The organism is Desulfoluna butyratoxydans (assembly GCF_900699765.1).
Lineage (GTDB): Bacteria > Desulfobacterota > Desulfobacteria > Desulfobacterales > Desulfolunaceae > Desulfoluna > Desulfoluna butyratoxydans.
In genome coordinates this window covers 23,633-48,955 of record NZ_CAADHO010000013.1, presented here as the reverse complement: position 1 = coordinate 48,955, position 25,323 = coordinate 23,633, and the positions used below count along the sequence as shown (strand labels likewise).

Annotated in this window: 20 protein-coding genes; 3 read left to right on the top strand and 17 right to left on the bottom strand. The window is 58.0% G+C overall.

The window, feature by feature from the left end:
• Positions 1–201 precede the first annotated feature (201 nt).
• From MSL71_RS23880 to MSL71_RS23825, 12 genes are all read right to left on the bottom strand, one after another.
• Positions 202–939 carry an SH3 domain-containing protein gene (locus MSL71_RS23880; RefSeq protein WP_180146166.1) on the bottom strand — a complete coding sequence of 246 codons (738 nt, stop codon included), beginning with the start codon at positions 937–939 and terminating at the stop codon, positions 202–204.
• Positions 936–2,678 (bottom strand): BatD family protein, encoded by a 1,743-nt coding sequence (locus MSL71_RS23875; protein ID WP_180146163.1) that lies wholly within the window; start codon positions 2,676–2,678, stop codon positions 936–938. The genes MSL71_RS23880 and MSL71_RS23875 overlap by 4 nt, the downstream gene beginning before the upstream one ends.
• Positions 2,679–4,547, bottom strand: coding sequence for a VWA domain-containing protein (locus MSL71_RS23870; protein WP_180146160.1), 1,869 nt, complete (start codon positions 4,545–4,547; stop codon positions 2,679–2,681).
• Positions 4,544–5,539, bottom strand: coding sequence for a vWA domain-containing protein (locus tag MSL71_RS23865; protein ID WP_180146157.1), 996 nt, complete (start codon positions 5,537–5,539; stop codon positions 4,544–4,546). The genes MSL71_RS23870 and MSL71_RS23865 overlap by 4 nt, the downstream gene beginning before the upstream one ends.
• Before the next feature lie 74 nt (positions 5,540–5,613).
• Entirely contained in the window at positions 5,614–6,294 is a 681-nt protein-coding gene (locus tag MSL71_RS23860) for a hypothetical protein (protein ID WP_180146154.1), read from the bottom strand.
• Positions 6,294–7,172: a DUF58 domain-containing protein gene (locus tag MSL71_RS23855; RefSeq protein WP_180146151.1), complete on the bottom strand. Its 879-nt coding sequence runs from the start codon at positions 7,170–7,172 to the stop codon at positions 6,294–6,296. Before MSL71_RS23855 ends, MSL71_RS23860 begins: the two co-directional genes overlap by 1 nt.
• Position 7,173: 1 nt before the next feature.
• Complete coding sequence (locus MSL71_RS23850) at positions 7,174–8,148, bottom strand: AAA family ATPase (protein ID WP_180146147.1); 975 nt, start codon at positions 8,146–8,148, stop codon at positions 7,174–7,176.
• A gap of 791 nt (positions 8,149–8,939) precedes the next feature.
• Positions 8,940–9,431 carry a cytochrome P460 family protein gene (locus tag MSL71_RS23845; protein ID WP_180146144.1) on the bottom strand — a complete coding sequence of 164 codons (492 nt, stop codon included), beginning with the start codon at positions 9,429–9,431 and terminating at the stop codon, positions 8,940–8,942.
• A 618-nt stretch (positions 9,432–10,049) separates the two neighbouring features.
• Positions 10,050–10,970: a transposase gene (locus tag MSL71_RS23840; protein ID WP_180146141.1), complete on the bottom strand. Its 921-nt coding sequence runs from the start codon at positions 10,968–10,970 to the stop codon at positions 10,050–10,052.
• Between the two features lie 200 nt (positions 10,971–11,170).
• Positions 11,171–12,553, bottom strand: coding sequence for an aldehyde dehydrogenase family protein (locus MSL71_RS23835; protein ID WP_180146136.1), 1,383 nt, complete (start codon positions 12,551–12,553; stop codon positions 11,171–11,173).
• 82 nt (positions 12,554–12,635) lie between these two features.
• Positions 12,636–14,300 (bottom strand): acetolactate synthase large subunit, encoded by a 1,665-nt coding sequence (locus MSL71_RS23830; protein ID WP_180146134.1) that lies wholly within the window; start codon positions 14,298–14,300, stop codon positions 12,636–12,638.
• A gap of 431 nt (positions 14,301–14,731) precedes the next feature.
• Positions 14,732–15,628 (bottom strand): LysR family transcriptional regulator, encoded by an 897-nt coding sequence (locus MSL71_RS23825; protein ID WP_246317903.1) that lies wholly within the window; start codon positions 15,626–15,628, stop codon positions 14,732–14,734.
• A 532-nt stretch (positions 15,629–16,160) separates the two neighbouring features.
• On the opposite strand from MSL71_RS23825, the gene MSL71_RS23820 reads away from it, so the two are divergent.
• Complete coding sequence (locus tag MSL71_RS23820) at positions 16,161–17,195, top strand: YeiH family protein (protein WP_180146132.1); 1,035 nt, start codon at positions 16,161–16,163, stop codon at positions 17,193–17,195.
• Positions 17,196–18,222: 1,027 nt separating this feature from the next.
• Here MSL71_RS23820 and MSL71_RS23815 read toward each other — a convergent pair.
• From MSL71_RS23815 to MSL71_RS23795, 5 genes are all read right to left on the bottom strand, one after another.
• A complete protein-coding gene (locus MSL71_RS23815) occupies positions 18,223–18,999 on the bottom strand; it encodes a hypothetical protein (protein ID WP_180146129.1) in 777 nt (258 codons plus the stop codon).
• Between the two features lies 1 nt (position 19,000).
• Complete coding sequence (locus MSL71_RS23810) at positions 19,001–20,017, bottom strand: transketolase family protein (RefSeq protein WP_180146126.1); 1,017 nt, start codon at positions 20,015–20,017, stop codon at positions 19,001–19,003.
• Positions 20,018–20,027: 10 nt separating this feature from the next.
• Positions 20,028–20,870, bottom strand: a complete 843-nt coding sequence (locus MSL71_RS23805; RefSeq protein WP_180146123.1) for a transketolase — start codon at positions 20,868–20,870, stop codon at positions 20,028–20,030.
• 175 nt (positions 20,871–21,045) lie between these two features.
• Complete coding sequence (locus MSL71_RS23800; RefSeq protein WP_180146120.1) at positions 21,046–22,305, bottom strand: aminotransferase class III-fold pyridoxal phosphate-dependent enzyme; 1,260 nt, start codon at positions 22,303–22,305, stop codon at positions 21,046–21,048.
• 38 nt (positions 22,306–22,343) lie between these two features.
• Entirely contained in the window at positions 22,344–23,105 is a 762-nt protein-coding gene (locus MSL71_RS23795) for a hypothetical protein (RefSeq protein WP_180146117.1), read from the bottom strand.
• A 292-nt stretch (positions 23,106–23,397) separates the two neighbouring features.
• Here MSL71_RS23795 and MSL71_RS23790 point away from each other — a divergent pair, with 292 nt between their 5' ends.
• Complete coding sequence (locus MSL71_RS23790) at positions 23,398–24,096, top strand: TetR/AcrR family transcriptional regulator (protein WP_180146114.1); 699 nt, start codon at positions 23,398–23,400, stop codon at positions 24,094–24,096.
• The gene (locus tag MSL71_RS23785; protein ID WP_180146111.1) at positions 24,097–25,038 is read left to right on the top strand and encodes an AraC family transcriptional regulator; all 942 of its coding nucleotides are present in this window, start codon (positions 24,097–24,099) and stop codon (positions 25,036–25,038) included.
• Positions 25,039–25,323: the final 285 nt, after the last annotated feature.

Here is a 25,323-nt window from a genome sequence, read left to right as displayed (position 1 = left end):
GCGCTCCAAAGACATCGGCTCGGTTGAGAAGCGCCGCACTTCGTGCGGCTTTTCGGGTTACGGGATAAACCGTCTTGTTGTGAAGTGATTCTATTGACTGCTGGTTCAAAGGCATGGTCCGGGATGCCGTTGTCATGCGAACGCCGCACAGGAGTGCGGCGCTCCAATGGAATCGGCTCGGTTGAGGCTTTCATTGCCACCTCAAATAACCCCGACGCTCTCTTTTTTCACCCAGCCGATCTTGCCCTGGGCAAAGGCGATGCGGACCCAGCCGCTGCGCTCCTGCTCCACGGTGACCCGGCTGCCTGCGTGGAGGACAAAAAGCTCGGTGGCGGTATCTGAAAGGCCGGAACGCACGGAGACGGCCTGTGGTAGCACCACGCCCTTTTGGATGCGTACGTCGGAAACGGTGTCCCAGAGGGCCGTGGAGGCCAGGAGGAGAAACAGGGCGCCGCTTACGGCGGCTGCGGTTTTAAGGGGTGTTTTCCGCAAAAGGATGGCCAGGGCCAGGAGACCCCAGAAGAGCACTCCCAAGCCCACGGCAAGTTGTTGGAGGGTTTTCAGGGAGAGCCCCTGTTTCCAGAAAAAGAGAACGGACATCACCGGGTTTTCCGTCCCCTCCTGGCGGTCTTTCACCTGGGAGAGGGCCTGGTTCCGGTTGAAAGTCAGATCCGGGTCCGCGGGCATGAGGCGATGGGCCCTGTCGTACCAGAGGACGGCGCGGCCCAGGTCCCCTATCTGCATGTAGGTGTTGCCCAGGTTGTAGGCGAGTTTGCCGTTTTCAATGCCCTGACCGGAGATGGAGAGAAAGCTCTCCAGGGCTTCGTCGTAGCTGCCCTTTTCGTAGTGGGCGATGCCGTCGTAAAAAGCCTTGGAGGATTCGCTGCCAAAGGCCACGGCGGGGATCAACAGAATCAGGATACACAGCAGGCGCTTCATGCTTTCACCTCCTTCAAAAGCTTCGCAAGGGTCCGGACTTTTTCCTTGCGGCCCCCCTCCCCTTCAGCAGCACCGCCGTACCGGGCGGCTTCCACGGACTCCAGGATAGCCACGCACGATTCGCCCGCCTCGGGGGAGCCACTCGCCCGGGATACGATCTGCCGGATATCATCACCTGTCAAGCCTTCCACGGGGCGCCCGGCAAGGGCTCCCATGACGGCCACCAGGGCGGCGTGAAGGGCTCCGTAAAACTGCTCGGTATCGCCCGTGGCGTTTTCCGCTTCCTTAAGCCTGGCCGATGCCTTGCGCCCAAGGGCCTGGCCCACGCTGAGGCCCCGTGCAAAGCGATTGAGCCCCACCACAAGAATCAAAAAAACCCCGAAGGGCCCTGCCAGCCAGGTCAAAAAAAGAGTTACATCCATGGGCGCCCTGTGGACGACGGCGTCCGGGTCCACGTTTAAGGGCAGGATGTCACGCCCTTTGAGGCGGACGGCCTGTTTCTCCGGCGCCAACGAAGGGGCATCCCCGCTTCCTGCCTGAAAGACCTCCACGGCCTCGGCGGCTGTGTTTTCCGTCACGGTAAAGGTGAGGGGCCCGGATTTCTCGGTGCGATAGGTTTCGGCCTGGGGATCAAACCACACCAGGGAGACGGACGGGATGGTCACCTTTCCGGGCTTGAGGGGCACGATGGCTGTTTTAAAGGTCTTTCTCCCCTGCCACCCCGAGGGGCCCATGGCGATCTCCTCCACGGGGGTGTCCCCATACTGCTTCATGCCCTCGGGCAGAAAGACCAGGGGAGCTGCGGCATCGCGGATATTGCCCGTGCCCTGGATCGTCAGGGTCAGGGTCAGGGGGTCTCCAGCCTTAACCTCATCGTTTTCAAGGGCAGCTGTGAGGGAAAAATGTCCCACAAGGCCTGAAAAAGGGGTTTTCCCAGAGTACGGCGGCAGGGGCCGGACGGTAAGGGCAACGGCTTCGGTGGTGAGGAGCTTTTGCTCCATCACGTTACGGGTGGAGAAAAAATCATCAAACATAGGGTCCCGGGACCTTCGGGAGCGCCCCGTGACCACGGCGACGGACAGGCTTGCCGGCTGGACCTCAAAAGCACCTGCTTTCTGAGGGATGAGCAGCTCGGTGACTTCATGGATGGCATAGCGCCTGCCGTTGATTACCCGCTCAAAGGCCCGGCCTTCCCCCATCTCATCCGAGGAGAAGCCGTTAAAATCGGGTTTTCCCAGGCGCGCATTCTGAAAGGCGGCCGCGGTTTGAAACCTGAAGGTCCAGACCACCTGCTCTCCAACGTATGGCGAGGTGTTGGAGACCTCGGCCGTCACCGACCAGGGCTGATCTGAGATTGACGCGGCGCTGCGCTCATCCACCTGGACCACGATGGGCCGCGTCACGGCCTGCACGCCTCTTCCCCGGACGGGGATGGCCGGAATGGTAAGCTGGCCGGTTCGCAAGGGGATGAGCAGAAAAAGGCTCTCCACCTCACGGGTGGTGGTTCCATTGATCCTCTGAACGCGGGAGCTGGTGCCCCTGGGCGACACGCGAAAATCGGCCAGTTCGGGCATTGCCACCCGGGCGTCGTCAAAATCGGCGATGACGCGAAGGGTCAGGGATTCCCCCAGCCGCAACCGGTTGGTATCCACCACGGCCCGCGCTCCCTGGGCCTGAACACCGGAGGCCCAGGGGCCCACGAGCAGTACCGTTATCAAAAAAAGAAACAAGCGCTTCATCTACCAGTCCTTTTCCACACGTCGTTTTTCGGCGCGCCGCATCATGACGCCGCCGGGTTTGTCCTTCAATCGGTTAAGGGCGGAGGCGGCCTGTTGCATCTCCTCGTCTCCGGGCTTTTCCTGGCTGCCCATCGCCTGGCTCTCCTCTGTGCCGGGGGCTTCATCTCCGGACTGGCCGCCTGCGGGTTTGGCATCGGCGGGATCTGGGGCCTGTTGCTGCTGGCCTGCCTTCTCGTCTCCGGGTTTTTCCGGGTCAGGGGCTGGCTGCTGATCCTGCCCTCCCTGGGGCCCCTGTTGCCCTTGATCTTTCTGGCTCTGATCTTTCTGGCCCTGGTCTTTCTGCTCCTGATCCTGCTGGCCCTGTTGACCCGGGCTCTGGGAGTCTTGCGAGTCTTGCTCTCCGTCCTTGTTGGGCTGGTTGTCGCCTTTCCCCTGCTGGTTTTTGGGCTGCGGTTTCATCTCTTCCAGCCGTTTCCGCGCAAAATCCAAGTTTTCGGCGACCCGTTTGTCCTCCGGGGCCTCTTTAAGAAGGTTCTCCCAGGTCTCGATGGCCTCCTTTACCTCACCTTTTTTGAACCGGCTGTTGCCCAGGTTGTAGAGCGCCTTGTTTTTAAGGGACGGGTCGTCGGAACGGGCGGCCCGCTCAAAGCTGTGGGCGGCCTCGTCGAATTTTCCCAGGCGATAATAGGCGGTGCCGATATTGAAATCAATGGCCGGGTTGTCCGGGTCGTTGAGCTGACCGTCGATAAAGTGGGTCAGGGCCCCCTCATAGTCTCCGGCGTCAAAGGCCGTCACCCCCTTTTCCAGAGGAGAGGCAAGGTCCAGGGCGCTGGCGTATCGGGGCAGAAGCAGGCACAGGGCCACCAGCACGGCGGTGCCGTTATTTTTGGCGTCTCCCAGGCCGAGGTAGGCCAGAAGAAAGACCACGGCCGCCGCCAGAAACCACTGGTACCTGTTCTCCCACACCTTCTTGCGGGAGCTCTCCAGGGACCGGGCCTCCATGGTCTTGCGGATGCCCTGGGTGTAGATGACGTCTAAGTCCATGTCGCCTGCCACGGACCGCACAAAGCTGCCTCCGGTGATGGCGGCCATGCGCTTGAGGGTAGTGGCGTCAAGCTTGGAGAGCAGGATGCTGCCGTCCCGGTTCTTCTTGAACCCGCCACCGGCATCGGGGACGGGCACCCCTTCCCTGCTTCCCACACCGATGGTAAAGACCTTGATCCCGAGCTCCGCCGCTTTTTTTGCCACCTCTTCGGGGGTGCCGTCGGTGCTCTCTCCGTCGGTAATGAGGATCACCGCCTTGTCCGTGGCGTCTTCCGTCTTGAAAGCCTCCATGGAAACGGCGAGGGCCCCTGCGAGGTCGGTGCCGCCCACGGGCAGGTATGAAGGGGTCAGGGCGTCCAGGAACATATTAAAGGAACTGTAGTCCAGGGTGAGGGGGCACTGCAGAAAGGCCTCCCCGGCAAAGGCCACCAGCCCGACGCGGTCCCCTTCCAGCATGGCCAGAAGGTCGATGATCTCCCGCTTGGCCCGCTCCAGACGAGACGGTTTCACGTCCTCGGCCAGCATGCTCTTGGAGCAGTCCAGGGCCACCACGATGTCCACGCCTTTTCGCTCCACCTCCTGCCAGACATACCCGTAGCGTGGCCCGGCCAGGGCGAGGATGAGGCTTAAGATGGTCAGGACCATGAGGGTCGCCTTGACCCGGCGACGGCCCGTTGTACGCTCCGGGAGCACCGAGGCCCGGCTTTTTTCCGAGGCAAAGGAGGAAAGAATACGCCTGCGCCTCATGCCGCCCCAGGCGAACAGCGCAGCCACGGCAGGTACGAGCCAGATCAGGTAAAGCATGTGTGAGTCTGCAAAGGTCATGGTACCCTCAAAAATCGTGTGTTGCCCAGAGTAACGGAGGCCAGGAGAAGCGCCACGGCCAGAAGAAGGGGAATGCGGTAGTACTCGCGATACTCGGTCCAGGAGGTCACCTCCACCTCACTCTTTTCCATGCGGTCGATGGTGGCCCAGATCTGTGCCAGGGCCTCGGCATCCTCGGCACGGAAGTAGAGGCCGCCGGTTTTTGACGCGATCCCTTTCAAGGTCTCCTCGTCCATGGAGACCTCCTGATAGACGTAGCGCTTGCCGAACAGAGGATGGTCCACAAGGAAGGGCACCTTGCCCTTGGTGCCCACGCCGATGGTGTAGACCTTGACGCCCCGTTTGGCGGCCAGCTCGGCCGAGAGCATGGGGGTGAGTTCCCCTGCGGTGTTCTCCCCGTCGGTGAGGAGCACGATGACGTTGGAGGTGCTCTCGATGTCTTCGAGGCGTTTCAGGGAGATGCCCAGGGCATCGCCGATGGCCGTTTGTTCTCCTGCCGCGCCGATCTCCACCTCTTTAAGGATCGAGGAGATGGTGTTGTAATCCCGGGTCAGGGGTATCTGAGTAAAGGCCTCGGTGCCGAACACCACCAGGCCGATGCGATCCCCGCTCCGCCCGGCCACGAACCGATCCACCACCTGCTTAATGGCTTCCAGGCGATTGACGGTCTTGTCCTCATGGGTAAAGTCCAGGGCGGCCATGCTGCCCGAGGTGTCCAGGGCGATGACGATGTTGACCCCGGCGGTCTTTACCATGCTGTGCTCAACGCCCATGCGCGGCCGTGCAAGGGCAACGATCATCAAAAAAAGGGCCACCATGGCACACAAGGGCACCAGCTTCGCGCCGGACACAGCCCAGGACCGCTCCACCAGGGAAAAGGAAACGGTGGTGGAGACCCTCAGGGCCGGGGCCTTGCGCCTTCGCCCCGCCCACCAGAGGAGCGGAAAGGCCCCCATCAAAAGAAACGCCCACGGCGTTGCAAACTCAAACATGTCATGCCTCCGGCAGGTCGCGTAAAAGCGCCCCGCAAAGACGTTTCAGGTGCAGGACGGGCCTGAAACGTCACTCAGTCGTTGTGTGATGCATCCTCGTCCGGCTTCTGGGCCGTATCCGTGACAAAACGCCGGATGGCGGAAAAATCCTCGGCCATGATCCCGGCGTCGGGAGCGAGACCGGCGAATTTAACGGGCTCGGCGTGTGTAAACAGACCGGAAACCGTTTTTTTCTGCTCCGGGCTGACCGGCAGGCCGGACAAGGCCGGGAGCAGCTCTTCCACGGTCATCTCCGGGGCATCGAGGCCAAAGCGCCCCTTGAGGTAGTGCTTAGCCGTTTCAGAGAGCTCAAAATAAAAAGCCTTTCCATCTTGCCCCATGAGTGCCTCGATACGATCCAAGGCCATCAGGGCCAGGGCATCCGGGGGCTGGTAGATCTCCGGGGCCTTTTTGGGCCCCTGCTTGCGCCGGAACCAGAGCCAGAGCCCGATCAGCACAAGGATCACGACCCCAAGGACAATGCCGCCATAGAGCATGGCCTTCTTCACCCCCGAGGAGAGACCGGTGAATCGGGGCGGGGCAATGTCGTGGATATCGGTCATGGGTGCCTTGTCCGGGGCCTGGGGGGCGATGGCCCGGGAGTCTGCCGCGGGAGGTGCGATGGGCTGGGAAGCCTCCTCGGCGTGCAGGCAGGTCACGGCCAGGCCAAGCATGAGCAAAAGAGCCAGGAGAATCCTTTGAATCGGGGATGTCATCAGCGTCTCCTCCCTTCCCGCCAGGTGAAATACCGGGTGAGGGCGTCCGTGGTGGAGGCCTCGGTGGAGAGCTCGATGACGTCCAACCCGGCGCGCTTCATCTCATCCATGATTTCCGCCTTTTCAGCCAGCTTGACCTGGCGCACCTTCTCCCGGCACCTGCGGCTGGACACGTCGAGGACAACGGTGCGGCCGGTCTCGAAATCCCGGGTGGTGAGGAGCCCGCCCGAGGGAAGCAGAAAATCCCCGGGGTCGGAAAGGAGAATGGAGATGAGCTCATGTTTTCTTCCCACCAGCCGCAGGGTGCGGGTGCAGGGGTCGGAGAGGAAATCGGAGATTACGAAGCTTACCGTGCGCTTGCGGCAGACCCTCGCCAGAAAGGCCACGGCCTCTTCGATGTCGGTGCCCCGGGACGATGGGGTGAAGGTAAAGATCTCCCGGATGACCCGCCAGATATGGGCGGAACCGTTCTTGGGGGGGATGTATTGCTCCACGCGATCGGTGAAAAAAATCGCCCCCACCTTGTCCCCGTTTTTGATGGCGTTGAAGGCGATGACCGAGGCCACCTCCGCGGCCTTGTCCACCTTTAAGTTCTCCCCGGTCCCGAAAAACCCGGAGCGGCTCATGTCGATGAGGAGCATCACCACCATTTCACGCTCTTCGCGAAACTGCTTGATAAAGGGGCGGCCCATACGGGCGGAGACCTTCCAATCGATGCTGCGGATCTCGTCCCCGGGGGTGTACTCCCGCACCTCCTCGAACTCCATGCCCGCCCCTTTGAAGACGGAGCGGTAGTGCCCCGCCATCATGGTATCGGCCATGCGGCGGCTTCGGATGTGGATCCGCTTGATTTTTTTCAGCACCTCGGCAGGCAGCATATCAGGGCACCTCCACCCTCTCGAAGAGCCGCTCAATGATGGTGTCGGTGGTGATGTCCTCTGCTTCGGCCTCGTAGGAGGCGATGATGCGGTGGCGCAGGACGTCCGGCGCGATCTGCTTGACGTCCTGGGGGGTCACGTAGGTGCGGCCCTGGAGAAAGGCCCAGGCACGTGCCGCAAGACTGAGGAAAATGGTGGCCCGGGGAGAGGCGCCGAACCGGATCCATGCGGCCAGGTCCTCGTCCACCTCGGCAGGCTCCCGGGTGGCGCAGACCAGGTCCACGATGTAGTCCCGGAGCTTTTCGTCCATGTAGATGTCATGGATCAGGTCAAAGATGGCAGACAGGTCTGCGGGAGACAGGACCGCGCGGACCGCTTCCGGGACTTCGAAGCCCACCCGGCGCATGATCTCTTTCTCTTCGGACTTGCTGGGGTACTCCACGAGGAGCTTGAACATGAAGCGGTCCACCTGGGCTTCGGGAAGGGGGTAGGTGCCCTCCTGCTCGATGGGGTTCTGGGTGGCCAGGACGAGGAAGGGATCGGGAAGGGGAAAGGTCTGGTCACCGATGGTCACCTGGCGTTCCTGCATGGCTTCCAGCAACGCGGACTGCACCTTGGACGGGGCCCGGTTGATCTCATCGGCAAGGATGATATTGCGAAACAAAGGCCCTTTGCGCGTGACGAAATCCGATGACTGGGGGCGATAAATCTCGGTCCCCACAAGGTCTGCGGGCAAAAGGTCCGGGGTGAATTGAATGCGCTTGAATTCGGCGTCCACGGCGTCGGCAACGGCCTTCACCGCGCTGGTCTTGGCAAGGCCCGGCACCCCTTCGATGAGAATGTGCCCACGGGTGAAAAGCCCCATGAGAAGTCCGTCCACCAGCTTCGTCTGTCCCACAAGCACCTTGCCGATCTCCTGGCGAACGGCGTTGATACGGCCATGGGCCTCTTCCACTTTTGCTTTGAGTTCTTCCATATGTAGTCTCTCCGGTCAGCTCAGACATGAGGTTCAACCCGAACACGCTTAGGGCTCAACACAATCACGCGGCAGTCATCGTTTTTTTCCAGGTCCGCTGCTCCATTTCAGGAAAACAGAGTAAACAAGCTCCGACGGCGAGGGTGGCAAAGCCACGGTAGCGGCATGTCTTTAGAAAACGGATTGCAGAGGCGCCGGGCTGTAAAGCTCCACCGCCAGAAAGCGCATCCCGTCACGGGAGGCCATGCAACACACTGCGATCGTTTCCTTTGCCAAAGCATGCAGGGCGTCAATAAACAGCCCCATTGCTTCAGAGAATTGCAGCAAATATATAATCATTTTGGGATCAGGTTTCAAGGAGAACAAACCCTGACCGGCCCTCTGCCATCGCTCTTTCCATAAGGCTCACAAAAAAAACCGCATATCCCCCAAAGGGAAACATGCGGCTACTTTACACCCCGGCATACGGACAAACCAAATGACTTCTTTGTAATGTTACGCCAGCGGAAACACGCCTGCTGCATATCCTGCTTAAGAGGCGAGGCAGGAAGCATGTCCGAGCTTCGTGGTTAGCCCGGATATGTCATAAAAAAACAGCTATCCGAAAGGAAAACAATATGATTTCGAATAGCTACAATAAAAATATCAGCTATTTTGAAACTGCAAAATGTAAATAAGCGTTTGCTGTTTGATTTTCTCACCCTTCGGGCGATCCGAGTGCACCCATTTTCAGCTCTGATGCCTTGAATATGGGTGCACTCGACTCGTGAAATATCCGGGTTAGGGCCTGTTTACTCCTCCTCTGCACCAAATCCGTGAACCATGATGTAATCCTGATCCACCATGGAGGCATGGCAATCGATGCACCCCTGGGGGCGCCCGAATTTTTCCGCTTTTCCCTCGGGGCTGTACTTCACCCAGAACCAGTCACCGGCCTCGGGATTATACCCCTTGACCTTGTACATGATCGTGACGGCTTTTAAATCCCTGCCCATTTCATCACCGTAATTCTCTTTAACAATAAGGGTGCCGTACCGCACCGGGGGCTTTTTGGAATCAAGGCCCAGCTTGTTCACAAACACCTTGTGGAAGGGCCCATGTGGGGCTCCCCCGGCTTGGAGCCCGACGTGATCTCCCCAGAATCCCCAGGAATCATAGGCGGACACCTCGGTAATGTATCGCCACAGCTTATCGGGGTCGGGCTCCGGTTTCATGGCGTTGACCACCCCCACACCGATAATCATCCAAACGACCACAGCGGCAAGCATCCATCGTTTCTTCATGGCGGCTCTCCCTCTTCTGGTTGGTATCCCTGTTGTTGGTGTATACGTTGCGTGAAGCCCCGTGTTTGAAGCACGCCGGGGCGCTGTTGCCATGACGGGAAAAACAAAGGCGGTACCACAGGTTCAGAGTCTTTTCAGGGCCGGAGGGCAAAAGGAGAACAACACAGATAAATCATTGAGGATTCATGACATTCAATCACCACACTATACATCATTCGTCATCCCCTGCACAATTTTATTTTTTCTCTTTGGGGGGTCAGGCAAATATTATCAAAACCTCACGCATGGTTTAAAAAAGAAAAAGGGTCAGGCAAAAAATCGAATAATTGAAAGCCCAATCCATCCTTCGAACAAATATGCAGGCGAATTTTCATTCAAGCGACAACACATACAGGGGTCGCCCTCGTTATAACAAAGACCTAATTCACCATATGCTATCCGGCAAGCAACCACCCCGGAAGAAATACGAGTAGCGTCCCCTCCCGTTTATTGCATTTTCTTAAGAAGACAATACCTTTCAGGCGCCGAATGCCCCCACGGAGACTGCAAATCCTTTCTACGCGCGCACTTCTCCCTGCCAACACACCCCGTGCGTAAAGACACCATCAACCAAACGATTCAGGCACGGCTCAAACGTTTCAAGGTAAACAGCCCCTCAAATCCGGATATTTCCAGGGGAACCCTTTTCCGCTTTGCCGGAACAACCGCTTTGAAATGGTGAATCATCCCTTCAACAAAACTCTGGGAACCGATAACACCGGAATCCGTGAAAAATCTTGCCCGGTACTCAAGGCACTTTGCCTTGCCTATTCGGAACCCGCTCTTTATTTCCTTATCAAGGACACCGCGTTCAATTTTTGCGGCACCTGCTTTGTCTATGGCACCGGCATGATAGACGTATTCACGGTACCTGATGAGTCGCTCGTCCGAAGAAAACGTTCCGAACCCCGAAAGGCCGAAATCATCGCACAGAAACGTGTCCCGGTTCCCGGTCTGCGCATGGTACCCGAGCGAGCACCAGCGATACTCCTCCGGGCGCTTGACGATGCCCGCCCTGACGGGATTTAAATCTATGTACGCCAGACAGTTGAGCATCGCGCCACCATCTTCGACGATGACGCTTTTAAATCGATCCCCCCACAGCGTCCCCTTACGATCCCTTCTCTTGTTGTAGAATCTCGAAAAGGTCTGTTTCACCTCTTTCACGTATTCTGAAAGGTTGCACCATTTCGACTTCAGCCGTGCCATCTCTGACTCCGGAAAAACGCGTTTGAAACCATACCGCAAGACATATCTTCGCCTTATTTCAGCATCGGTTGCGGCGAGATCAGGATGCACGACAACGAGGATATGGAAATGATTTCCCATGATGCAATACCCCTGAACATCGACAAAATAGACGGTGCTGAGCCATTTGATGAGCCTCACCAACTCATCTTTGTCCCGGGGGTCAAAGGGAAGCCCGTCAAGGGCAGTTCGAGAAATAATGTGATAGGCACAGGCCCGATCCGGCACAAGCATTCGAAGGCTGCGAGGCATACATAACCTCCTTATCGAATCATATGGCATCGAAATGACGGGATGCTGGTTCTGAATTGAAAAGAATGAAGGTATGAAATGAAAAATATCGTGCAATTTCCGATACATAATCTTTTGACATAATACAGGGAATTTTGTCAAGTTAATTTGCCTGACCCTTCTTTGCTTAAGCGAACGGGAATGAGTATGAGCCTGAGCCCCTACCGGTGATGGAGAACGATCAGTTTTTCCTGGGTCATCTCGCGCATGGTATAGCCGATGCCCCCTACGCCCAGGCCGCTCTCACGCCTGCCGCCGAAGGGCATCCAGTCCACCCTGAAAGCGGTGTGGTCGTTGATCATGACGGCCGATGCGTCAAGGTGACGGGCAACATGCATGGCGGTATCGATATCCTGGGTAAACACCGAGGCCTGAAAAGCCATCTTGACGCTGTTGGCGCGCCGTACCGCGTCATTTACGTCCTCGCAGGGGTAGACGCATATCACCGGGCCGAAAATCTCTTCCGTGGAAACCCGGGCCGTTTTGGGAGGGGCCATGACAATCGTCGGGGCGTAGGCGGATTCGGCCACCTTGACGCCGCCACACAGCACCTGGCCTCCGTCCTTGACCGCGTCCTTCACCCACTCATCCACCCGGTCTGCTTCCCCGGAATGGATCAAAGGCCCCACATCGGTGCTGCTGTCGGTGGGATCGCCCACAATCAACGTCGATGCGGCCTGGGCCATCTTGGCTGCCAGCTCCCCTGCAATGCCCTTCATGGCAAAGACCCGTTGAACCGACACACACACCTGGCCGGCATGGTAGAAGCCGCCTTTCATAAGAGGAGGAACCAGAAGATCCAGGTCAACCCTATCCCCCACAACCACGGGAGCCGCCCCCCCATGCTCAAGGCCGCACCGGGTCCCCGGCGCCAGTTTGCTTCGCAGCCCCCACCCCACCGTTGCCGAGCCGATGAAACTGAAATAATCCACGCGCGAGTCCGTCACCAGGGCCTCTGCCTCTGAACGACCGAGAAGCGCCACCTGGCACCAGGCTTCGGGGAGCCCGTTCCTGTGCAGACACTCCACCAGCGCCAGGCATGACAGGGGCGTCCGCGTGGCCGGCTTGACAATGACCGGACATCCCGTGGCCACCGCCGGCATCACCTGGTGAACAATCAGGTTCAAAGGATGATTGAACGCGCTCACCGCCACCACCACGCCGATGGGTTCCCGGATCGTCACGGCAAGACGCCCGGTGGAGGCCGGAGTCAGCCCCATGGGAACCTCCCGACCGGACATGCGTCCCATCTCCTCTGCGGCCAGTTCAATGCCGCCGATGGCACGGGTCACCTCCACCCTGGCGTCCATGAGAGGCTTTCCCCCTTCCCGGGCAATGAGCAGGGCAAACTCCTCATGTCTCGCCTTGACATCCGCCGCGGTTTTCAACAGGATCTCCCGACGCTCCCACACGGGAATCCACGCCTTGCAACTCCGAAGAGCCCCCGTGGCCTTGTGCAGCAGCTCTTCCACATGGGCTATACCGCCCATATGCAACGTTTCCAGCACCGTCCCATCCCAGGGGGATCGCACCTCCACCTTCATATCGCCCTCCTCATAAAATTCTGTCTGTTGTTCAATGAGTCCGACGCACAAAGCGACGCAAAAGGGTATCCGGTGTCACCAGTCACAACAGGCACACCCGGGCGGCCAGTTCATCAATCAGTACCCGCTGATTTTCAGAATAATCCACAGGCACCTCAATAAGGTGAACCCCTCCCCGCTCAAAACACGCCTCCATCAGCGGCAATAACGCTTCTGCTTTCGCCACCCGATGCCCACCTGCACCGTATGCCTTTCCATAAAGCACAAAGTCAGGGTTCCCGTATTCCAGGCCCCAGTCCGCATACCCCTCCATGACCTGTTTCCAGCGAATCATTCCATAGGCGTCGTCCCTCAGAACCAGAACAACCAGATTGAGCCCCAACCGAACGGCCGTCTCCATCTCCTGGGAGTTCATCATGAACCCTCCGTCCCCACAGACGGCCATCACCCGCCGGCCGGGGTTAAGCATGGCCGCCACCATGGCCGAAGGCAACCCGGCCCCCATGGTGGCCAGGGCATTATCCAGCAAGATGGTGTTATCCATGTTGGTCCTGTAATTCCGGGCAAACCAGATTTTGAAGATACCGTTGTCCAGGGCGACGATACCGTCCGGCGGCAACACCTTGCGAACATCCGCCACCACCCTCTGGGGCAACAAAGGAAACCGTGGAGAGTCGGCATCCATCCCCATATGCCCGAGAACCTCCTTGCGGATCTTCATAAAGTAGGAAAAATCGTGGTGGTCGTTCCTGGCCAGCCTCTCCGTAAGCCGCGTGAAGCTGTTGCCGATGTCCCCCACCACATCGTGCTGCGGAAAATAGACGGTGTCCACCTCCGCAGGGCTGTAGTTGACATGGATCACCGTCTTGCCACCGGGCACCATGAAGAAAGGCGGTTTTTCAACCACATCGTGACCTGCGTTGATCACGAGGTCCGCCCGGTCGATGGCACAATGGAGGTAGTCGTTGTCCGACAGTGCCGCGGTTCCGATATACAACGGATGAGCCCCGCCAATGACGCCTTTGCCCATCTGGGTGTTGAAGAAGGGGATCCCGGTCTTCTCCACAAAGGCCTTCAGCGGTTCGATCACCTGCTTCCGGTTGGTCCCGGCCCCGATGAGCAAAAGCGGGGAGACAGCCGCCTCAATCATCTCCGCAGCCTTTTCAATGGAGGTCCGAGACGCACAGCTGAGGCAGGGGGCCCTTCGCGGAATCAGATGCCAGCCCTCCACCACCTCGCCTGCAATATCCTCGGGCAGTTCAAGGTGCACGGGTCCGGGCCGTTCCTCCTCAGCAAGCCGGAAGCATTCGCGGACAAGGGCAGGAACCGTGTTTCCGTGGACGATCTGGCGGGTGAATTTTGTCAGGGGACGCATCATGCTCACCACATCCACGATCTGGAATCGCCCCTGCTTGCTCCGGGTAATGGGTTTCTGGCCGGTGATCATCACCATGGGCATGGCGCCAAGCCGGGCGTAGGCTGCACCTGTCACGAGATTTGCCGCTCCGGGTCCGAGGGTGGCAAGACACACCCCGGCACGCCCGGTAAGCCGTCCATATGTCGCGGCCATAAAGGCAGCGGCCTGCTCATGCCGGGTCAGCACCAGCTGGATGGTAGACGTGCGAAGGGCCTCCAGAAAATCGAGGTTCTCCTCACCCGGCACGCCAAACACATGCCGAACGCCCTCTCCTTCGAGGGCTTTCACCAGAAGCTCCGAGGTTTTCAAGGGAATGCCGGAAGGGGACATGAGGCTTCTCCCGAAAAGGCTTGTATGGGCTGGATTTATATAAGGAGGGGGGAAGGCGCGATTATCGCAGGTCTCAACGCAAGGGGAGATGGGAAGGCAACAATTTAGTATGACACCAAATTATCACAGTTGCCCTGCCGGGACAAGCAATGCCCCGGCAGGGCAACCGCAGATATGGTGGCACAATCCGCACGCCGTGGGGAAATGGCAGGACAGGCCCGGATATTTCACGAGTCGGGTGCGCTCATATGCAAGGCATCAGAGCTGCAGATGAGTGCACCCGCCTCGCCCGAAGGGTAAAAAAATCAAACAGCAAACGCTGATGTACATGTTGCATTTTCAAAACAGCCGGCATTTTTAATATTAATATAGCCTTCTGAAATCATGTGCTGTTCGCTTTGCCTGACTGTTTTTTTCATGACATATCCGGGTTAGCGCGACATGCCGTCCCAGCTACGGGTGAATTCAATGAAGGCGGTGATGAGCGAGCTCATGAACTTGTTTTTGTGCCAGATGGTATAAAAGGACCGCGTAAACGAATACCCCTCCACGGGGAGCCTGAACAAAAGGCCGTATTTCAGCTCTTTTTGCACACTGTACCGTGAAAGGCACGAAACCGTGTCCCTGTTGGACAGGATCGATTTTACCGCACCGGTGTGGTCCAGCTCCATATAAACGTTCAGCGACTTGGACAGATCACCCAAATGGTCCATGAAGGTCTCTCGGGTACCGGACCCCTTTTCACGAAGCACCCAGCGCCTTCCGAGGAGCTCTTCCATGCGGTACGGCTCATCCCGTACCAGGGACGCATCCCCGGTGACAATGTAGAGCTCGTCCTTGCCGAGGACCTCGTGCTGGATATCCAGACCGTCGTACTCCCCTTCGATGAACCCCATGTCCACCCGGCCGCTTTCGATCAAGGAGGCCACCTCATGGGTGTTGCCCGTCTCCATCTTAAAGCTCACCCCGTCGTGGGTCTGCATGAAGCTGTAGAAGATCTTCGGAATAATATAGTTTGCGATGGACGAACTCACCCCCACACGGATCTCGCCGTGAAGGTGCTCATCCCTGAAGATGGACTCCGCCTCCTTCAGGCCAAGCACAAGGTGCTCCACACGCCCGAGGAACAGCCGTCCGTTTTCATTCAGCACGATCTTTTTGTTGATCCGATCGAAAAGCCTCGTCTCCAGAATCTCTTCCAGGGACTTAATGGCCATGGATACGGCCGACTGAGTCAGCCCCACCTCTTTGCCCACTTCCCCGATGTGCGGCCTCTTTGCCAGAGCCAGGAACAACTCCAGCTGCCGTAATGTCATGCGCATCTGCATGGTAACATCATCTCCTTGATATAGAACCGAAACGTACCGGTATGTCTGTTTTTCCCCCAGCATTGAACGCTTTTACGCGAAACAACACCTTGAATTTTAAACCAATCACCCGTAAAAATCAAATATTTTTATGAGCTTTTTAAATACAATGAATTTGACTTATCACAGCCCTATTCATAAAACAAGCTCATCTCCTTCACGGAGTGGAGCAACAAAAAAAGCAGTCTGTATCTCCACGGCACCGGGCGGCGCGACACGTGCAAGTCCTTTCACCGCCCGGTGCCCGATACATCCTGAAAAAAACTCCACCCCCCGGGATAAAAACGCATGGCCGGATACGTTGGGTTAAAAGCCATGCAAAACACCCTGACTCACGTTCGTCTCCCACACGTTGAATAACGCCGGATCCTTGCACATGCAAGGCACAGGAGAGGTGTTTCTTCACGCCGCGGACGGACTGACACAACGTATCGCACACGATTTCGGCCCGTTAAACGGACCACCCATAGCAGGACACAAGGAGCGGTAACCGATGTTTTTTCCAGCAGAAAGTCGTAAAGATGCCATGAACGGCCTCCTTTTCGTCACCCTTTTCGCCACAACAGCTATCTACTGTTCTGAATTTCCGCCCATCAAAAGAATGGGGGTCAGCCCCCTGATTATAGGGATCATGCTCGGCATGATCTACGGCAACACCCTGCGCATGGCACTGCCCGCCAGATGGGTGCCCGGCATCGTGTTTGCCACCCGTACCCTGCTGAAGCTCGGTGTTATCCTTTACGGATTCCGTATCACCTTCCAGGATATCGCCGCCGTCGGGACCGCCGGGTTCGCCGTGAGCGTCACCATGGCCACCTCGACCTTTCTTATGGGAAGCTTCCTGGGCATCAAATTCTTCAAGCTGGACTACGAAACGGCCATGCTCACCTCCATCGGCAGTTCCATCTGCGGTGCGGCGGCCGTCCTTGCCACAGAGCCTGTATTGAAGTCCGATGCCCATAAGAGTGCCATGGCCGTCTCAACAGTCGTCCTCTTCGGGACCCTGACCATGTTTCTCTACCCGGCCCTTTACAAAGCCGGCTTCTTCGACATCAGCGAAAAGCTCTTCGGGATCTATATCGGAGGCACCATCCATGAGGTCGCACACGCCGTGGCCGCAGGAAACGCCATCTCCCCGGAGGCCGCATCCTCAGCCATCATCGTGAAGATGCTCCGTGTCATGCTCATCGCCCCCTTTCTCATCGGGATCAGCATCTGGCTGGGGCGCCGTAAAGGGGCCGAAGAAGGAAAGCGTGGTAAGATCACCATTCCCTGGTTTGCCATCCTCTTCATTGTCGTGGCCGGCATCAACTCCATGAACGTGATCCCCACCCCCGTGGTGGCCTTCTGGAACAAACTGGACCTCTTCATCCTCACCATGGCCATGTGCGCCCTGGGTATCGAGACCAACTTCAGCCGCATCAGGGGCGTCGGCATGAAGCCCGTATGGCTGGCCCTGATCCTCTTCGGGTGGCTGACCATCGGGGGATTCGGTGTCACCCGTCTCATGTCCACACTCTTTGCCTGATAAGCATCAGGACGTCATGCAACGGGCCGTCGTCCCTTCCGGGGAGGCGGCCCGTTGTGGTTTTTAGCCCCAGGAACCGGAACACCCACGGGGACAAATCAATCATATTGATAAACTTCTTAAATACGTTGAATTTGACCTGATTTAAAATATCTTATACTTATGCACCAAGATGTTGCGCGGCTCCTGATGAAGTTGTTCGTCCCTTCTTCATCACTTCCAAAGCCGGTCACCATCGAAGAACTACCTCGAACCCCCATCCGCGTTGGGGGTTCGAAGGGGAACAAACAAAGGTTGATGGTCCCAAAAAGGCTATACCTCCCTGAAAATCATCAACCGGTTTAAAAAAGGCCCGGATCCAACTTCCCAAACTTCCCAACTTCCTCCTTACGGGCCTTTCCTCTTCCCTCTTTTTCAGGGTTATTTTCATCCACACAACGTCCCTTGTTTTGTCCTTTTTTAATCCCGACCAGCCGGAGCGGACTTCTCCCATGAAGACAGCCCTGGACGCTAAGGCTTAAAAAACGTGTGGATGAAAATGCCCACCCTTTAAAAGGCATTACCCGTAAAGTAACTTCGAAGTGTAATACACACGTTCTCCCGTTGTCAAATGTTCCCCGGCGAAAGCGCGTCGCCCCCGCCTCCCCTGCTACCACACACCGAATTCGTACCAGGCACCATGCAGGCATAAATCATCAGAAAAAGCCCACACCAGACGCATTTCCTGAGTTTTTCCGGCACGGCAAAGGGTGAACGTTCCGATAATTCACAGAATACCTTTCACCCGTGTATTCCAAGAGCGGATAATCACCACCCGAATATTTCGGTATGCCACCGCCCCCTACCTGTGACCTGACGAATCTTTTTTTGAAACGGGTTTTTGAAACGTTTTTTTGCCTGACCCTTTTTTAAACGTTAAACGTAATTTTGCCTGACCCCTGTTTTACCTGTTTTTCTGCATAAAAAAAGAGCCGCACCAGCATAGAGATGCGGCACGGCTCTTCTTCCACGTTGTACCCATTGGAATTCAGACAATCAAGGCCTGGATCCTCTGCATGTAATCGTTCAGGTTGGCGGCGTACTCGGGTGAGCCTTCCACGGTCACAAGCTGGCGCCCAAGGGCCTCCACAAACTCCACATCCCCCATGAGCACCGGAAGGGCCCCCTGGATCCCGTTGAAGCAGATATGGACAAAGGGGCGCCTGCGTGTGTAGAGCCCTCGCCCGGCCTTGGTCTTGCCCGCCTTTACCCGGACATAAGCGGCAATCTCTTCGCCGTCCACGGACATCTGGTAAATGCGATCGGGCTGCTTTCCGGTCCACCGGCTCATCTCCGGATCCCCGCCCTTGTTGTACTGGCTCAGGGCCGTGGTGATCATGTAGACGATCATCTTCACCTTCAGCCGCTGCTTTGCCTCCTGCTTTGGCCGGGCATCGGGCATGAGGATCTTCATGGCAAGGAGAAGCGAGACCATCTTCCCGATGAGCATGGGGTGCCGCCACCCCCGGATCCCCGGAACCACTGGTTTTCCGGCCATAAAGGCGTTGAAGGCCTCCGGGCTCTTAAAGCGAAAGGAGACATCCGCCTCCCCTTCCATGGCCCCGTCCACCAAAAGCGCCCCGTCGTCAAACACCACATCGGTGCCCCACGGCCCCCCGTCACCGGCCACGGAAAACCGCACCCGGGCCGATACGCCGTTAAAACGCCTGTTCATCTTCGGGTCGTCGGCCACCACCACCTTCATCACGGGAAAAAGGGCCTTCAGCAGAATACGCGTCGCAAGATGTGTTCGGTTCTCGGTCATGTCACACCTCATCTTCCCAGTCTTCGTCCTCTTCAAAATCCCGGCCCATGACCTCTCGCACCTTCTCGATGATGCCGTTGGTGTCGAGTTTGTAATGGGCGTAAAGATCTTCGGGATATCCCACCAGGGAAAAGGCATCGGGCAGCCCCACCTTTTCAAAGGCGCACCCCTTGCCGCTTTCCGCGATCACATCGGCCACGGCGCTGCCGAGCCCTCCGTGGACCGTATGCTCCTCAAAGGTGATGATGCGCCGGGTCTCCTGAACCGCCCGCAACACAGCTTCTTCATCAAGGGGCTTGATGGTGTGAAGGTTCAGCACCCGAACACTCAAGCCATCCTCGTCCTTCAGGGCCTTTGCCGCTTCGGCAGCCTGAAGCACCGTCACCCCGCAGCAGATAAGGGTGATGTCTGTCCCCTCGCTTACGGTGACGGCCCGGCCGATTTGAAACCCATAGTCTTCGCTGGGGTACCAGGTGGGCTCAAACCCCCTGCCCACACGGATGTACACCGGCCCATCCCAGTCCACGCAGGCGCGCACCGCGTTGGCGGTTTCAATGCCGTCTGCCGGGATGATCACCGTCATGTTTGGAAAGGAGCGCATGATGGCCACATCCTCCTGGGCGTTGTGGGTGCTGCCCGCGGTCCCGAAGGAGATCCCGCCGTGGGTGGCGATGATCTTGCAATTGAGGTTCTGGTAACAGATGTCGGTGCGCACCTGCTCGCAGGCCCGCATGGAGGCAAAGGCCGCCATGGTGGAGACAAAGGGCGTCAGGCCGGAAAGGGCCATGCCTGCGGCCACACCAAAGAGGTTCTGCTCGGCAATGCCCACGTTAAAAAAACGCTCCGGGAATTTTTCCCCAAAGAGCCCGATCTTCGTGGACTTTGCCAGGTCCGCCGTAAGCCCCACCACATCATCCCGCTCCTCACCGATCTCACACAGCACATGGCCGTACACCTCCGCCTGGGTCATGGAGTTGGCGTCATAAACGGTCCAGGTGGTTCCGGTCACTTCACTCATGCTCTCCTCCTTAAGCCTTGCCGTACAGGCGGTCCACAGATGCCCGGGCCTTGTCGGCCAGGGTGGAATCGATGCTGCCGTAATGCCACTTGACGTTGCCTTCCATGTAATCGATCCCCCGCCCCTTTTTGGTGTGGGCCATGATCACGCACGGCCCCTTGTCACCGGAAAGAGAGATGTCGATGGCCCCTGCAAGGGCGGCAAAATCATGCCCGTCCACCTCCAGCACATGGAACCCGAAGGCCCGCCACTTGTCGCTGAAGGGCTCAAGGGCCATCACCTCTTCGGTGGCCCCGTCAATCATGTACCCGTTGCGGTCCACAATGGTCACCAGGTTGGTCAGTCCGAAATGGGACGCCGACATGGCCGCCTCCCACACCGCCCCTTCGTTGCACTCCCCGTCCCCTAAGATGCAATAGGTCTTCCATGCCTTCTTCTGGGCCCGCGCCCCCAGAGCCAGTCCCACGGCCATGGAAAACCCGTGCCCCAAGGAACCGGTGGAGGCATCCACACCGGTCACCTTGGAGGCATCAAGGTGCATACCGAAGGGCGACCCGAACTGATTGAAGGTCTTCAGCGCTTCAAAATCAAAATACCCGCGGCGCGCCAGCACCGGAGCAAAGCCCACGCCCCCATGGCCCTTGCTCACCACCACCCGGTCCCGGTCCGCCATCTCCGGCTGGCCGGAGTCGATGTTCAGGTACTTGAAGTAAAGGAGCACCAGGATGTCCAGCATGCTGAGCCCCCCGCCAATGTGAGCCCCACCCGCCCACACCGTCACGTTGATGATGTCGTGCCTGAGCTGCCAGGCCTGCTCTTCCAGCTCCCTGATCTCCGCATCGGTCAATGCCATGGTCCATCTCCTTATATTTTCGGGAAAAAAGTACACAACGAAGATGCCTCCGGCGGCCCTGCCGGGGGCCAAACTTTTGAAAAGTTTGACAAACAGGCTAAAAAACAGATTCACACCAATCAAGCTCAAGGGCGAATGTCATTTTTCCCGCGCCCCTTCTGTCAATAGCCCGCCATCACGACGCCAGCCGCCCTTTTTCCGCGGCATCTTTGATCACCTGAAAGGCCTCGTCGCAGATGGCAAGGGTCCGGGCCACCACTTCATCGTCGTGGGCCGTGGAGATAAACCAGTTGTGGTGGGAGGCAAAGAAAGCTCCCCGTTTTGTGCATTCCGCGCACCAGGCCTGGTGGAGCATCCCGCTGGGATCGTCGGTCAGGCGAACATTGGGCATGGAGGGCTCGCCGGTCACCTTGAGGTGAAAGCCGTAATTAGCGGCCATGGCCTCCATCTTGCCGAAAAGATCAGCCCCTTGCCTGAGCATCCAGGCAGGGGCGTCGAGCCGTTTGAGCTCTTCCAGACAGGCCAGGGCCGCTGCCATGGGCACGGCCTGGTACCAGTAGCTGCCGGTGTAAAACACCTTGGCCGCTTCATTTTTCATGGCTTCGGTGCCCATGAGGGCGGAGATGGGGTACCCGTTGGCCAGGGCCTTGCAGTAGCAGACCAGGTCCGGGGTAAACCCGTAGTGCACATGGGAGCCCTTCATGTCGAGACGGAAGCCGTGACGGATGTCGTCCACGATCAGGACAATGCCCTCTTTTCGGCAGATGGCCTCGATCTTCTGCCAGTATCCGGGGTCCGGGAGGACGTTGTCGTAAAAGGTGGGTACATGGTAGGGAGTGGCGATGAAACCCGCCACATTGCCGGGATGCTCTGCAATCACCTGCTCAAAGGCCGCGGTATCGTTCCAGGGAATACGCAGGGTGTGGGCGTGGTCCTCTTCGAGAATGCCGTGATGCCCCAGGGCCTGCATCCAGGGGGCCACCCCGTGGTACCCACCCTTGATGGCCACGATCTTTTTCCTGCCCGTGGCGCTTCGGGCCACCATGGCGGCGTAGTTGGTGACGTCCCCGCCGTTTTTGGCAAAAAAGGCCCAGTCCATGGCATCCACCGTGTCCACAAGGGCTTCGGCCAGCTCCACCATCTTGGGGGACGCACACATGGTGAGATCTGCCTCGTCTGCCTGGCGTCGGGCTGCACCGTCCACCACCGGGTTCCGGTACCCCAGGATCATGGGGCCGTACCCGCACATGTAATCGATGAATTCATTGCCGTCCACGTCCCAGAAGCATGCACCTTCGGCCCTGGCCGCATAGATGGGATAAGCAGAGGGCGGGATGTTCACGGCCGGACTCATGTGCCCGGGCACACCGCAGGGAATGACGCTTACGGCCCGCTCAAAAAGGGCCTGGGACTGCTTGTAGCTGTAAGTATCCATGGCCTCCTCACATGTTGTGTAATGTCCATACGTATGGGTTACCCCAGGTAATGGGGGATACGGTCCATCAGGAGGTTGGTCGCCTCGATCATGGGGATGCTGCCTTTCATGGAGACATCGCCCTTGGCCAAAGCGGCAAAAGCGTCGCATTTACCGTTCATCAGGTCGCATGCAACGCCCATGTCCCGAAAACTCATGATGGCCATGGGGTTTTCCGGACGGGGGGCTCCCACGGCATAGCTGCCCTTCTCTTTTACGATGGAGACCGACGGGCCGTCTGGCAGCACGCGGATGGCCAGGGTTCCGTCGGGCATGGACGCGGCATTGAGGGACCCCATGGGATCCGAGGTGGCAAGCTCGCGCACGGCATAGGCGGCAACCCCCAGATTAAGGCGGGTGTTGACCTCCTGATAGGCTGCATCGGCAAGGAGGGTGTCGTCGGGTTTGAGGAAGTATTCGAGGCGATCGGTAAGCTGGGGAAACTCTTTGGTTAGAAAAGAGAGGTGGGTCAGCCCCTTGAGGGGAATGGGCGAACCTTTGCCGTCCATCATGCGGTTGAGGTGACCTGCCGAAAGAAAAAAAAGACGTACGTCCGGCGATGGGTGCGCCCCTTCCCCTGCCCTGCATCTCCCGTTGTGAAACTCAAGGAAAAGGGTGGGCCCCCGGAATACCGAGAACTGAAGGGTAACCTCCCACCCCTTGATCAACTCGGCCGATGTGCCGTCGCACGCCACAAGGGTCTCCAGGTTGCGCAGGACCGCATAGAGATTGAGATTGGCTTTCACGCGCTGGTACTCCATGGACCTCCCCTCCTTTCCGCTTTTTTTATGAAAGCGATTGAAAAAGGCTACGGGACCCGGGAACACGACCTCGCACTTCTCACCATGGTCTCGGCACGGCGGTTTTCGTTGAGACGGCCGCCTTTACCTGGAAACCGGGCCATGCTATTGTAGGTTGAGTGAGTGATCACTCACCTATGAATCATTGAATAAATATCGTATGTTGTCAATACCCATTCATTAAAATTGAGACCTCACGAACCACAGGCCCCGGGGGCACACCGACCGCCCCAGGCGTCAGGAGCGCGCAACCATGACCCACGCCTTTCCGGCATCCGACATCATTGAACAGCTCAAGGCCACCCACGCCAAACCGGCCTTTGAAAAAATTCCCATTGAAAAGCGGGAGCGCATCTTAAAGGCGGCTGCCAAAGAGTTCGCCGGGCAGGGGTTTGCCTCGGCCAATATCAACGTCATCGCCAAAAAAGCCGATATCAGCATCGGCTCCATGTACAACTACTTTGAGTCCAAAGAGGCCCTTTTTCTCACCATCAACGACCTGAGCTACCACCTCATCGATGCCATCCTGGCCGCAACAGACTTAGAGGAGGGATCGCTCTTCGACAAGTTCGAACGGCTGCTCCGGTCGGTGCAGGTGTATGCCCGTCTCTACCCGGAGTTCAATCAGATCTACCAGGAGCTCACCTCCGAAGGGCTCTCCCACCTCTCCCGCCAGCTCTCCGGCAAACTGGAGACGGTGACGGCCCGGTATTACCGCGGGCTCCTGCGGGACGCCCGGGACAAAGGGGACATCGCCGCGGATATCGACGAGTTCACCGCCGCTTTCTGCATGGACAACCTCCTGGTGATGCTCCAGTACGCCTACTCGTCTGACTACCACTCCCAGCGAATGAAAATTTTTGCAGGCGAAGACGCCCTTGAAAACGATGAAAAAATGATCCAAGGTATCATGTCGTTTATCCGCAGAGCCCTGACCAACCCGGAGACATAGATGCACGCACCGAACACCGACCACGCCCTCCGCCTCAACCGCGCCCTGGACCATATCGATGCCCACTTAAGCGAAAACCTCACCCTGGACGATGTGGCAAGGGTTGCCTGCTACTCCCCGTTCCACTTCCACCGAATCTTCAAGGCCACCGTGGGGGAGACCCTCAACCGGTACATCCAGCGCCTTCGGGTGGAAAAGGCAGCCGCCATGCTCCTCCTGTCGGCTGAGACAATCACGGAGATTGCCCTTGCATGCGGGTTCTCAAGCTCAGCCACCTTTGCAAGGGCCTTCCGGGACTTTTACGGAATGAACGCCGGGGAGTGGAGAAAATCAGGGGACCTTCGAAACAGCAAGAAATGCAAAACAGACCACAAGATCAGGAAAGCCGCCGTCGTCAAAGCAGTTTATGATGCCTCAACCCTACACCAATGGAGGCTTTACATGGACGAAACACTGAACACGACGATACGAGTTGAACCGCTTGAAGAGATGGAGGTGGCCTACGTTCGGCACATCGGGCCTTACCAGGGCAACGGTGAGCTGTTCGACAGACTCTTCAACCGGCTCTTTACCTGGGCCGGCCCAAGGCAGCTCCTGAACTTTCCCGAGACCCTGACCTTGAGCGTCTACCACGACAACGAACCCCTCACCGAAGACGACAAGCTTCGCTTAAGCGTCTGCATCACCGTCCCGGATGGCACCCCTGCCGAAGGCGACATCGGCCGCATGACCCTGACAGGTGGCACCTATGCCGTAGCCCGGTTCCACCTGCTGCCCTCGGAGTACGCAGCAGCCTGGGACGCGGTCATGGCCGACTGGCTCCCCCAGTCCGGATACCGCTCCGACGACCGCCCCTGCCTTGAGATCTACCGAAGCGCCCCGGGTGAACACCCCGACGGCCGCCACACCGTGGACATCTGCGTTCCGGTCAAGCCGGCATGAAACAATTAGGTCAATTAGGTCAATAGGGGTCAGGCAAAAAAAAGAGCCGGCGGGAAAAACCACCGGCTCTTTTATATTCATAGGGTATCAAGGGCAAGAGCACGGCTGCCCAGACCCGAACTTTGGCCTGCTCCCTTTTCAGCCTTTGGCCTTTTGGCCCTTCGCCCTTCGCCTTTCGCCTTTCGCCTTTATTAGGTAGGGGTCAGGCAAAAAAAGAGCCGGTGGAAAAACCCACCGGCTCTTTTATATTCATAGGGTATCAAGGGGCACTGCTGCCCAGAACCA

Coding starts and splice junctions, on each gene's coding strand:
- MSL71_RS23880 (WP_180146166.1), bottom strand. CDS start 939: ATGAAGCGCCTGCTGTGTATCCTGATTCTGTTGATCCCCGCCGTGGCC.
- MSL71_RS23875 (WP_180146163.1), bottom strand. CDS start 2,678: ATGAAGCGCTTGTTTCTTTTTTTGATAACGGTACTGCTCGTGGGCCCC.
- MSL71_RS23870 (WP_180146160.1), bottom strand. CDS start 4,547: ATGACCTTTGCAGACTCACACATGCTTTACCTGATCTGGCTCGTACCT.
- MSL71_RS23865 (WP_180146157.1), bottom strand. CDS start 5,539: ATGTTTGAGTTTGCAACGCCGTGGGCGTTTCTTTTGATGGGGGCCTTT.
- MSL71_RS23860 (WP_180146154.1), bottom strand. CDS start 6,294: ATGACATCCCCGATTCAAAGGATTCTCCTGGCTCTTTTGCTCATGCTT.
- MSL71_RS23855 (WP_180146151.1), bottom strand. CDS start 7,172: ATGCTGCCTGCCGAGGTGCTGAAAAAAATCAAGCGGATCCACATCCGA.
- MSL71_RS23850 (WP_180146147.1), bottom strand. CDS start 8,148: ATGGAAGAACTCAAAGCAAAAGTGGAAGAGGCCCATGGCCGTATCAAC.
- MSL71_RS23845 (WP_180146144.1), bottom strand. CDS start 9,431: ATGAAGAAACGATGGATGCTTGCCGCTGTGGTCGTTTGGATGATTATC.
- MSL71_RS23840 (WP_180146141.1), bottom strand. CDS start 10,970: ATGCCTCGCAGCCTTCGAATGCTTGTGCCGGATCGGGCCTGTGCCTAT.
- MSL71_RS23835 (WP_180146136.1), bottom strand. CDS start 12,553: ATGAAGGTGGAGGTGCGATCCCCCTGGGATGGGACGGTGCTGGAAACG.
- MSL71_RS23830 (WP_180146134.1), bottom strand. CDS start 14,300: ATGTCCCCTTCCGGCATTCCCTTGAAAACCTCGGAGCTTCTGGTGAAA.
- MSL71_RS23825 (WP_246317903.1), bottom strand. CDS start 15,628: ATGCAGATGCGCATGACATTACGGCAGCTGGAGTTGTTCCTGGCTCTG.
- MSL71_RS23820 (WP_180146132.1), top strand. CDS start 16,161: ATGTTTTTTCCAGCAGAAAGTCGTAAAGATGCCATGAACGGCCTCCTT.
- MSL71_RS23815 (WP_180146129.1), bottom strand. CDS start 18,999: ATGACCGAGAACCGAACACATCTTGCGACGCGTATTCTGCTGAAGGCC.
- MSL71_RS23810 (WP_180146126.1), bottom strand. CDS start 20,017: ATGAGTGAAGTGACCGGAACCACCTGGACCGTTTATGACGCCAACTCC.
- MSL71_RS23805 (WP_180146123.1), bottom strand. CDS start 20,870: ATGGCATTGACCGATGCGGAGATCAGGGAGCTGGAAGAGCAGGCCTGG.
- MSL71_RS23800 (WP_180146120.1), bottom strand. CDS start 22,305: ATGGATACTTACAGCTACAAGCAGTCCCAGGCCCTTTTTGAGCGGGCC.
- MSL71_RS23795 (WP_180146117.1), bottom strand. CDS start 23,105: ATGGAGTACCAGCGCGTGAAAGCCAATCTCAATCTCTATGCGGTCCTG.
- MSL71_RS23790 (WP_180146114.1), top strand. CDS start 23,398: ATGACCCACGCCTTTCCGGCATCCGACATCATTGAACAGCTCAAGGCC.
- MSL71_RS23785 (WP_180146111.1), top strand. CDS start 24,097: ATGCACGCACCGAACACCGACCACGCCCTCCGCCTCAACCGCGCCCTG.